This window comes from Alkanindiges hydrocarboniclasticus (assembly GCF_001982605.1).
GTDB classification, from domain to species: Bacteria; Pseudomonadota; Gammaproteobacteria; order Pseudomonadales; family Moraxellaceae; genus Alkanindiges; species Alkanindiges hydrocarboniclasticus.
The window spans coordinates 1-10585 of record NZ_MLCN01000045.1; the positions used below are offsets into that span (position 1 = coordinate 1).

A 10585-nucleotide genomic window follows, 5' to 3' on the forward strand; every position below is an offset into this window, starting at 1 on the left:
AGGAAGTTTAGAATTGCTGATTTGGCCACGACCGGCATGGGCTACCCACAGGCACTTTTAAATCCTTAAGGGTTTGTTCAAACTTGAACTGAAACGTAATGTCTTCCCTGGCATCACCATTATTGTCTACATGAATCTCATACAGTGCATTGGGATCCAACGCATAATAATTGGGCCCGGCAAAAGCGTCCTGAAGCGGCTGGTAATTGGCAATCAAGGTAACATAGTCACCGCGGCCCGCCTCATAACTGTTAAACATATAAAAATCGGTTGCATCCACTTTTGGGGTTCTGGTAATGCTAGGAGCCTCACGGTGGCTGGATGCCTGCACCGGCAAACTACTGCTGGCCATTAATGTGGCTACCGCAATACTGATAAGCTGACGTTTCATACCTGCGTTCCTTAAATATCTGTTTAATTTTGTTTTGACTCATTGCACGACGCAGCAATGCTGTTACTCAAGCAGTGCTTAAGTTATTTACGACAGCACAACTGTTCTGGATTCAAAAAATTCATTATTTCTGCAATTTTTTATCATTTTTTAGCAATTGTGGATTTTCTGGCTAAGCGGCTATTTTAAGCAAAACATGCAGTAAATCAAATAAAAACAACTTGTTGAATTGCGCCGTGTCTGGCGTTATATGCCCTCTTCAGATAGTACACGCCATATTGCAGCGGTTAGAGCAGTCAGGTTTTGGCCTTGCGACCAAATTATTACTAAAATATTGGCCACACGGCCAAATTGGTGCTAAATTATTGGTCATGCGGCCAAATCAGTGCTGAATTATTGGCCATGCAAGCAGGTGCTAATCCGGAATTTTTGATCAAGGAGCATGCAGACGTGTCCCTATTCCACAGACTGACTCAGCTTGGCAGCGATCTCATCAAAATTGTGGTCAATAGCACAAGTCCGACCAAGCCAGCCGCCAGGAAACCGTTTCGTTCTTACGAGATTGCCCCTCCTGTTTCTGCAGCAGCGACTTCTTTGGCACTCATGCATCCGGTCAGCATGAAGGTGCTGCATGTTATCCATGAAACGACCAATGCCGTCAGTCTGGTGCTCACACGCCTGGATGAGCAGGCCATCCGGTTTATTCCCGGGATGTTCTTTACGGTCATTGTGACTATTGATGGCAGGGAATATAGGCGTGCCTACTCAATTTCCAGCTCAAGCCTGGAACAGCAAACTGCAAGCATTACCGTCAAGCGCATCCAGGACGGGCTGGTTTCAGGATGGATCAATCAGCACATTGCTGAAGGGGACGTGTTGCGTGTGCTTGGTCCGTCCGGAACCTTTATTGTGCAGCCGGATGCCAGCAAGGCGCGTCAATTGCTGCTGGTTGGCAGTGGCAGTGGCATTACCCCACTCATGTCGATTGCCAAAAGCATACTGGCAATCGAGCCTGAAAGCAGCATTCAGTTGCTGTATGGCAATCGCTGTCTGGACGATATTATTTTCTTTGATGAACTCGAAGCCTTGCAAAAAACCTATGCAGGCCGCTTCAGGGTGCTGCATGTGCTGAAAAATCCGTCAGAAGGCTGGCAGGGGGGCCACGGCCGCCTTGATGCTGAAACTTTTCCCCTCTATTTGAAAAAACTTAATATTGACGTTTCACAGGATAAGCTTGCTTTATACATGTGTGGCCCTGAAGCAATGATGGAAGGCGTGCGTGCAGCGCTGCTAGCAAACGGTATGCCGGTAAAAAACATTCATCAGGAACGCTTTACCCCAGCCCCCGTGCACCAGAGCGCGCAGCACTATAAAAACCAGAGCCTGACCATTCTGGCAAATGGGAAAACATGGCAAGGGACCGCAAAGCCAGACGAAACGTTGCTGGAAACGGGTTTATCCCTGTCTGCCGAGATGGTTTTTTCCTGCACCATGGGTGGCTGTGGGCGCTGTCGCGTGAAAATTCTTAACGGCGAAGTTGACATGGATGAACCGAATTGTCTGATGCCGGAGGAACGCAAGGCCCATTACGCATTGGCGTGCATCAGCCGGCCCTTGACTGCCGTTACGTTTGAAGTTGACCCCCCAAGCCCTATCACCCCCACCGGAGACATCTCATGAACACTCCCCTTGATAGCATTCGAAACATTTTACCTGGCCACCTCAAAAACCGTGTCGATGGCCTTATGGAAGCCGCCGACATTTTTGCATCGATGAAAAGCCCTAGTGTCATGCGCGCCATAGCGCCCTCTGCCGTGCGTGGGCTGCTTTTTAGTGTGGGCAAGCGTAGTGATACCACCGACATGCCGGCAGCCCATGCCGCACATTTCAACTGGGCCTACCCGCATGACCATCCTGAAATGCATGCGCTTTATGAGCGCGCCAAACGCGGCCAGTGGAATGGTTCTGATTTACCCTGGCATACCCCGGTGGATCCATTAAATCCCGACCTGCCCATCGCTCCCCTGGACCTTATTGACCTGAATGCTGCCACAGCACTGGGCATCAGGCTGGACAGCAAGGACCAGCCACGCATGGTGCACTCCATGTCCAGCTGGATGCTGTCCCAGTTTCTGCATGGTGAGCAGGGCGCCTTGCTGGCTGCCGCACAGGTGACCGAATCTGTAAGCTTTTTTGATGGAAAGCTCTATGGTTCCACTCAGGTTATGGATGAAGGCCGTCATGTCGAGGTTTTCCATCGCTATCTAACTGAAAAACTGGGCAAAATGTATCACATCAACGACAACCTGTTTGTCATTATCGATGCCTTGATGACAGATTCGCGCTGGGACCTGAAATTTCTTGGCATGCAGATCATGGTTGAGGGATTGGCACTGGGCGCCTTTGGCTTTTTGTATCAAAGCACCAAAGAACCGTTGCTCAAGGAATTGCTAAAATACGTGATTCAGGATGAAGCGCGGCACGTTCATTACGGGGTGCTGGCACTCAAAGAACACATCAATTACGGCATCTCCAAATCAGAACGGAATGAGCGCGAAGACTGGGCCTATGAAGTGGCACTTCTGATGCGTAACCGGTTTATGGCTTATGAAGTCTATGAAGAATGGTTTGACGGAACCAGCGTGAGCAGGGATCAATGGCGCCAACTGATCATGAACTCACCAGGCATGCAGCGTTTCCGCAAAACCATGTTTACCCGGCTGGTGCCAAATATCCGGGAAATTGGCCTGCTGTCTGACCGCATTCGCCCGCACTATGAAAAAGCAGGCCTGGGCATTTACTTTTCCGGTCAGGCCGCGCCGGAAGTGAGTGGCGAGCAAATGGTGCAAGAACTGGATCACGAAGCAGCGTAGTTTGTGCTTCTGCTAAAGCAACAGCCCTGATTTGAGCTGATTAGCAACTCGGGGCATTTTCATCCAAACACTTAAATACACGTAAACCACTGACTGGAAAATTTCATGGCAATCCTGACCACTATCCTAAAGGCAAAAGCACAGCTGGCTGCGCTTAAACTGGTTATCCGCATTGTGCCTGTCCCGCGTCCTCTTGTCCTGGTCGGCCCCGATTCGGCACTCAGGCTGTGCTCAACCATCTCCCATCTCGGGGTCAGTCATGTGCTGATTGTTACTGATCAAATCCTGTATGACCTGGGTTTGATCCAGCCGCTGGAGAAGGCGCTCAAACAGCATGGTATCCAGACCTCGGTGTTTTCCGGGGTTAGCCCTGACCCTACCATTCGTGTGGTTGAAGACGGGCTGTCAGTACTACAGTCGTCTCATTGCGACAGTGTGCTGGCCGTCGGTGGCGGCTCATCGATTGATGCAGCCAAGGTCATTGCCCTGGCAGCCACCAACAAAAAAACCCCACAAGAACTGATTGGCATATTCAAGGGCAGCAAGCGCTCACTACCCTTGTTTGTCATACCCACCACCGCAGGAACGGGATCGGAAGTCAGTATCGGCGCAGTACTTTCTGACAACCAGTCCCACCAGAAAGGATTGGTCATTGACCCGAAGCTGGTGCCGCTTGCTGCTGCGCTGGATCCAAAAATCATGCAGGGCATGCCACGTTCCGTGACGGCCGATACCGGCCTTGATGCCTTAACCCATGCACTGGAGGCCTGGGTCAGTGAATTTGCTTCGCCAGAAAGTGACTATTACGCGGGTGCAGCAATTCGCCTGATTTTTGAAAACCTGCCACTGGCCTGGCGTGATGGCAACAACCTGAATGCACGCGAAGCCATGGCCCTGGCCTCCCATTATGCAGGTCTGGCGCTAAATCAGGCAGGTCTTGGCTATATTCATGCCATTGCACACCAGCTCGGCGCCTACTATGGCATCCCCCATGGCCGCGCAAATGCAATTGTGATGCCGCATATCCTTGAGTTTAACCGCAAGGCATCACGCCAGCGCCTGGCAGCTTTGGCCCGGCAGACTGGCCTCGCTGAGGCCAGCGTTAGTGATGCAAAAGCAACTGACGCCCTTATCGCCCATGTCAAGGCACTGCTTGTTGAGTTAAACATTGATACGCGTATTCCCGGCATGAACAGCAGCGACTTTGAAGCCATGGCAAATGCTGCATTTGCCGAGGCGCATGGCACCTATGCCGTGCCGAAATACATGAGCCATTCCGAAGCAAAAAATCTTCTGGGTGCACTGACCGGCCGTTAACACAACTCATATCGCCTGCACTCTGCATCAGCCAGAGTTCCTGTACAGATTTATAACGCAGTGCTGACGAAGGCGGGTTTGACATTTGGTCAATTGACCAATATAGTGCTAATTTGAACTTGACCGAGCAGTCAGTCTGACTTTGGTTCAGACGGTAACTCATGACCTGTCTCGCCCCTGAGGGCAAAGCTGATAGCAGGTCTACGTCCGTTTAATCGCTTTAAAGGAGACCTTTACCATGACGCATCTAATGACTATTCAGCCGCGCAAGCCGCGGTTTGCCTTAAGTGACGTTCCCGTTTTCTGGAACGATGGCGATCCTGTTTTGACGCGTTTCTTTGACGCGCTTTCTATTCACTTCCCCGATGGCGAGCGGTTTTTTATTCAGTCGGTACGCAACTATGAAAATCAGGTCACCGATCCCACGCTCAGAGCAGATATCAAAAACTTTTTCCGTCAGGAAGCCCAACACGGTATCGTGCATGACCAGTATAATGCTGTGATGCAGGCGCAGGGCATTCATGTCGAAAAAGTCATATCCCGATTAAAGCTTTTTATTCAGGTATTCCAGAAACACCTGCCTGCCAAGTATCAGCTGGCCATGACAGCTGCCTTTGAACACATTACCGCCACACTGGGCGAAGGCTTTATGGACGATGAAGGTGAGATGTTCAAGAACGCCCATCCCGCCATGCGCGCCATGTACATGTGGCACGGTGTAGAAGAAGTCGAACACAAGGCGGTGGCCTTTGATGTGTATGAAAAAGCAGCAGGTGGTGGCTATTTCATACGCACGTCCGCCCTGATTGTAGGCACTGTGCTAGTGCATGCCGTTGTGGGCTCGGTGCTTTGGCATATGCTAAAGGTTGATAAAATGCAAGGTCAGCCCTTAGTGCTTGCCAAAGGGTTTTATCGGCTGTATGGGCCACGTGGCCTGATTACCAGACTTATTCCACGCTATCTGGACTGGTTTAAACCGGGCTTCCACCCTGCTGATACAGGTATCCCGGAAAAAGTCAGTGCCTGGCTGGCAGAATATGACAAGCATCAGGACCCCATGGAAGCTTCGCGAATTGTTTTTAACATTCCAATTGCGGCGGCAGCATAAAATAAGCAGAAGTGCTGGAAGATTTTACACGACTAAATCGAGTATTATATTGGTCTGATACCATAGTATGAGTGAAGCCGTGTTAAGTCGAGAATCTGCTCGAGTCGAGGTTACAGACCGCGAAAGAGTGCTCGCTGCCTCTGCCAGGCTGTTCCGGGAAAAGGGTTTTGAGCGTGCAAGCGTCCGAGAAATTGCAAGGGCTTGCGGCATTCTTCCCGGCAGCCTTCATTATCGCTATCGCAGTAAGGATGATATTCTGGTTGATATGATGCAGCTGGCCATTGAAAGAACTATCCACGGGATCATTGAAGCAACCTCAATGATCCAGGATCCTCTAAAAAAAATGAAATCGGCACTGCACGCCCATCTTAATGTACTCATGTCTGGTGATGATATGGTATATGTGCTTTTGTTTGAGTGGCGCTCGCTCCATGGTGCCGCACGTGAGCAGATGATCGCCGAACGAGACCGATACGAACAATATTGGCACGCCATCCTAAATGAGCTGAAGACTCAGGGTTTTATCCGTAAGGATGTGGATGTGGATCTGTTAAGGCTTATTGGCCTAGGCGCCATCAATTGGGCGGCCACCTGGTATAAGGACAATGGAAAGTACAATCTTGAACAAATCGCTGATGCCATATGGCAAATGATGACAAGAGGCATACTTAATATGGATTTTCACGACGAGGCAAAAAACCTGTGAAGAAACGGGATGTTCAAATTACCCATGCCATCGGGAGACATTGTGGCAGCTCTGCAATTCGTGACCTGCTTGAATTTAATGGGCTGACTATTTCTGAGGCCATGTGCCTTGGATTAGGTTCAGGGCTTGGGGTGACTTACCTGGAGCTAGCGGCGGATGCCCCTGTGCCATTTTTAGTGCATGTGCGTTCCCTGGGATTTGAAGCACGCGTATTTCAAAGCCTGGGCATACCTTTTGAATGGCAAACTTTCGATTCCCCCGAGTTGGCAGCCGTAGCGCTTGGCAACTGCCTGGATGCGGGACGCCCCACCCTGCTGCTGACAGATATTTTTTACCTGCCTTACTTTAACAGCACCACTCACTTTCCCGGTCACGCCATTGCGGCCTGGTCGAAAAACCCAGAGACGGGCGAGATTCTGGTTACTGACACTGAGCGCCCTGATGTGCTGTCCGTGAGCGAACAGGCTCTCACGCGCGCGCGATTTTCTACGCAGCCGCCGTTTATTCATCATGGCAACATGTTCACCCCGAACGCATTTCAAGGGCACATTACGCCCGAGATAATCACCCAGGTCATCCGTGACAATGCCAGCTCATTAGCCACAGGGGGTCTATCGGCCCTGCAAACCTGGCTAGATGACCTTGGGCGCTGGGGCAGCACAGGTGACTGGCACTGGACCACCCGCTTTGCCTATCAGGTCATCGAGAAGCGTGGAACAGGTGGCGGCGGGTTCCGGAAAATGTATGCCGAGTTCCTTGATGAGGCGATTCACTATAACGCCGGTGTACAGCAGCAGCAGTTGCCGTTGTTAATGCGGGCTTGTGAAAAAACATGGACTGCTTTAGCCATGTGCCTGAAATCGGCTTCTGAAAGCCCGGACTTTCCGCATGCTGCCATTGAAGCGGCAATTTTTGCGGTCATGCAGACAGAGCGCAATTATGTAGATGCCGCCCTTGCACTCTGAAACGTGCCGTTAATTTTTTTGTAATTCAATTAGTCAGAAATGGCGGGAGTCAACAATGGACGGTAATAACGCGACACATCTTACGATGGCTAAAGCGTTTTTTGGGACGAATCATGCGTTGTTCAATATGTTCAATATTAATGTCGGCGCCGTGAGCAATGGTCATGCCGAAATGAGCATGCCCTTCTCTGAACAACTGGCGGACCGTAAGGGTGCGCTGCACCGGGGAGCCCTGGTAACACTGCTTGATACCACGTGCGGCTTGTCTATTTTTTCATCATTGCGCTCTTTGGAACCAATTGCCACCATTGATTTGCGTGTCGATTTTCTACGTAGCATTCCCGCGGCAATGGGTTTAAAGGCTGTAGTGGATTGCATCGGCAGGACAGATACAGTTGCCTTTATTACCGGCCGTGCGTTTGCAGAAGAAAGTGGCGAACTGCTGGCAACAGCGGCTGGCTCTTTTGCTATTGGCACAATGGGGCCTGCCTTTGACAATGAAGTGCGAGACCACTGATATGAGTATTGTAAAGCACAACAGCGCCGATACACCCGGCACCGCGGCCCTGAGCCTGTATGACGAGCCGTTTGTCGAGTTTCTGGGTTTTCGCGAAGAACTGCAAAATGGAGAAACACGCTACTTTATGGATTTCCGTGATTCGCATATCGGCAATCCCATGATTGGAACCTTTCATGGTGGCATTCTTGCAAGCTTTGGTGAAGTGGCTGCAGCAGCCTATCTGGCCCGTCAGCGCGGCGATGCTACGCTTCCCTTATGCTCGACAATGACCTTTGATTACCTGCGGCCAGCGTTTAAGGGAACTTTGCAGGCCATACCCAGCATTGTTCGTGCTGGCCGGCGCATTACCACAGTATCCGTTCAGTTACTGCTTGATGACAAGCTGGTTTGCATCGGCCGTTTTCTGTTTACGGTTGGCCGCAAAGACAATAAAAGCAACATCTAGCTCGTCTGCTATCCTTGGGAACATTAAGATTTGTGCTGATATGCTGCTAAATTTAAATCGTTACTAAGTTTAAATCGTTGCTAAGTTTAAACCCATGCTCAGTTTAAACCCATGTCACCGGAGTAATTCCACCGAAGTTTTAATCCTGTGTATACAAGCGCAGCGGCAAACTACGTCTTAATGAAAACAGCGCCTCAATGAAAACTACTGGTTTTTACTGACCAAAGCGGCAAGTTTGTATTGACTTGCCGTTATTGGTTTGAATGGGCTGCCCTACCTGATGATACGCTCAAATGCCTCTGGCCTATGCAACGGATTCAGCTCACTCATCAATTTGGCAAAATGAACTCTGCCGAGTCAACCCAATATTTTGCTGCAATGCCATAAGGTAGTGTGCACGCTTGCGGTTTAACTAATGATTTTTGCCAGTTTAAGGCAAAAATGATTTGCCGAGTGATGCCGGGAGATTCATCCGCAATAATTTATGGTCACGGGAAATCATCACCAGCACTATAATGGTTGCCAGATACGGCAGTGCCGCCAGTAACTCGACAGGCACCTCAACCCCCAATGCCTGCGCATGAAATTGCAGGATGGTCACTCCACCAAACAAATAAGCCCCGAGCATCAGGCGCAGCGGCTTCCATGTTGCAAATACCACCAGTGCAATGGCAATCCAGCCACGACCTGCCACCATGTTTTCTACCCAGAGCGGCGTATAGACCGTAGATAAAAATGCCCCGCCAATTCCGGCCATCGCCCCCCCAAAAAGTACCGCACCATAGCGGATGGCTAGTACACGGTAGCCCATGGCATGTGCTGACTCTGGCGACTCGCCCACTGCCTTGAGCAGTAGCCCCAAACGGGTTTTTGCCAATACCCACCAGACCAGCAACAGCACAATCATCGACAGGTACACCACATAGTTTTGGTGAAATAGAACCGGGCCAATAAAGGGAATTGTAGACAGGCCGGGAATGCTTAACGGCTGTAAACCGGGCAAACTGGTACTGACAAAGCTTTGCCCGATGAACGCCGACAGGCCTACCCCAAAAATGGTGAGTGCCAGACCACACGCAGCCTGATTGGCAGCCAGCCCTGGCTGGCAATGTATTTAGCAATTGCAAAAGGCTGGTGAACGTTGGAGAAGTTTTAAACATGAACAGCGCTGATTGCACTAAAAATCCGCTTATAGGTGAAATTACTACAGCACAGCACCCCATTGCTGAAAACGCACCGCCGCGTCTGGAACTGGTCAATATCACCAAACGCTATAACGCGCTGCTTGCCAATGACTATATCAGTTTAAAGGTGGGGGTGGGCGAAATTCATGCGGTTCTGGGTGAAAACGGGGCAGGCAAAAGTACCCTGATGAAAATCATTTATGGCGCGGCCACAGCTGATGAGGGTGAAATCATCTGGAATGGCCGTTCAGTCAGCATTGAGAGCCCGGCAGCAGCGCGCCGCATAGGAATTGGCATGGTGTATCAGCATTTTTCCCTGTTTGAAACCCTGACCGTGGCGGAAAATATCGCGCTGGGACTCGAGGGAAAATTTGAGCTGGCGGCACTGTCAGCCCGGGTGATTGAGGTATCGGAAAAATATGGCCTGCCGCTTGATCCCAAACGCACTGTCCATAGTTTATCGGTTGGGGAGCGGCAACGGGTAGAAATCGTACGCTGCTTGCTACAAAACCCGGCACTGCTCATTCTGGATGAACCAACCTCGGTATTGAGATCAGCTCTGCATCGTTACACGGTGTTTTATAAGAAATAAAAGAAGCAACCTCTATGCCACGCCAGCAAAGGGGCTACACTATGCATAGTGGTTATACTGAAACAGGCATAATGACTCAAACAGCAGCGTGCTGGCCTGATACTGGCTAATTGCTGGTCATGCCTTAGCGCTAACTGTTCAGGCCAAATGTTCAAGCCAAATAATCAAGCCAAATAATCAAGCCAAATACTTAAGATAGGTGCATCATGACCATGCAATGCAGTAATACTCAGGACAGGCTATAACAACTAATTGAACAATTGCCCAAAACCGAACTGCATCTGCATATTGAAGGCACGCTTGAACCAGAACTGATGTTTGCACTGGCCCAGCGCAATCATGTCAATTTGCCTTATGCCAGTATTGACGAGTTACGCGCCGCCTATGATTTTCATAACCTGCAATCTTTTTTAGACCTGTATTACGCTGGTGCAGCCGTGTTACCGTGCTGTTCGACATATAAACGTGTTGAAATCATATAGTC

At 50.1% G+C, this 10585-nt stretch carries 9 protein-coding genes and 3 pseudogenes; 10 read left to right on the plus strand and 2 right to left on the minus strand.

Annotation, left to right across the window (positions count from 1 at the left end):
• Positions 1-22 precede the first annotated feature (22 nt).
• Positions 23-352, minus strand: a pseudogene (locus BKE30_RS14000) (DUF4331 family protein); the annotation flags it as partial.
• Between the two features lie 441 nt (positions 353-793).
• On the opposite strand from BKE30_RS14000, the gene BKE30_RS14005 reads away from it, so the two are divergent.
• From BKE30_RS14005 to BKE30_RS14040, 8 genes are all read left to right on the plus strand, one after another.
• A complete protein-coding gene (locus BKE30_RS14005; RefSeq protein ID WP_143253769.1) occupies positions 794-2071 on the plus strand; it encodes a ferredoxin--NADP reductase in 1278 nt (425 codons plus the stop codon).
• On the plus strand, positions 2068-3264 hold the full coding sequence (locus tag BKE30_RS14010; protein ID WP_051526886.1) for a ferritin-like domain-containing protein: 1197 nt from the start codon (positions 2068-2070) through the stop codon (positions 3262-3264). The genes BKE30_RS14005 and BKE30_RS14010 overlap by 4 nt, the downstream gene beginning before the upstream one ends.
• A 105-nt stretch (positions 3265-3369) precedes the next feature.
• Positions 3370-4581 carry an iron-containing alcohol dehydrogenase gene (locus BKE30_RS14015; protein ID WP_026472017.1) on the plus strand — a complete coding sequence of 404 codons (1212 nt, stop codon included), beginning with the start codon at positions 3370-3372 and terminating at the stop codon, positions 4579-4581.
• 238 nt (positions 4582-4819) lie between these two features.
• On the plus strand, positions 4820-5689 hold the full coding sequence (locus BKE30_RS14020; RefSeq protein ID WP_026472016.1) for a metal-dependent hydrolase: 870 nt from the start codon (positions 4820-4822) through the stop codon (positions 5687-5689).
• A gap of 67 nt (positions 5690-5756) precedes the next feature.
• Positions 5757-6395, plus strand: coding sequence for a TetR/AcrR family transcriptional regulator (locus BKE30_RS14025; protein ID WP_228133138.1), 639 nt, complete (start codon positions 5757-5759; stop codon positions 6393-6395).
• Positions 6392-7360 (plus strand): BtrH N-terminal domain-containing protein, encoded by a 969-nt coding sequence (locus BKE30_RS14030; protein WP_026472014.1) that lies wholly within the window; start codon positions 6392-6394, stop codon positions 7358-7360. The genes BKE30_RS14025 and BKE30_RS14030 overlap by 4 nt, the downstream gene beginning before the upstream one ends.
• A gap of 55 nt (positions 7361-7415) precedes the next feature.
• Positions 7416-7877 (plus strand): PaaI family thioesterase, encoded by a 462-nt coding sequence (locus BKE30_RS14035; protein ID WP_026472013.1) that lies wholly within the window; start codon positions 7416-7418, stop codon positions 7875-7877.
• 1 nt (position 7878) lies between these two features.
• Positions 7879-8325, plus strand: coding sequence for a PaaI family thioesterase (locus tag BKE30_RS14040; RefSeq protein WP_026472012.1), 447 nt, complete (start codon positions 7879-7881; stop codon positions 8323-8325).
• Between the two features lie 430 nt (positions 8326-8755).
• Here BKE30_RS14040 and BKE30_RS14045 read toward each other — a convergent pair.
• A pseudogene (locus tag BKE30_RS14045) lies at positions 8756-9421 on the minus strand (ABC transporter permease); the annotation flags it as partial.
• A 95-nt stretch (positions 9422-9516) separates the two neighbouring features.
• Between BKE30_RS14045 and BKE30_RS14050 the strand changes: the two are divergent.
• Positions 9517-10059: pseudogene (locus tag BKE30_RS14050) on the plus strand (ATP-binding cassette domain-containing protein); the annotation flags it as partial.
• Between the two features lie 293 nt (positions 10060-10352).
• Positions 10353-10583 carry a hypothetical protein gene (locus tag BKE30_RS14055; RefSeq protein ID WP_198938092.1) on the plus strand — a complete coding sequence of 77 codons (231 nt, stop codon included), beginning with the start codon at positions 10353-10355 and terminating at the stop codon, positions 10581-10583.
• Positions 10584-10585 lie beyond the last annotated feature (2 nt).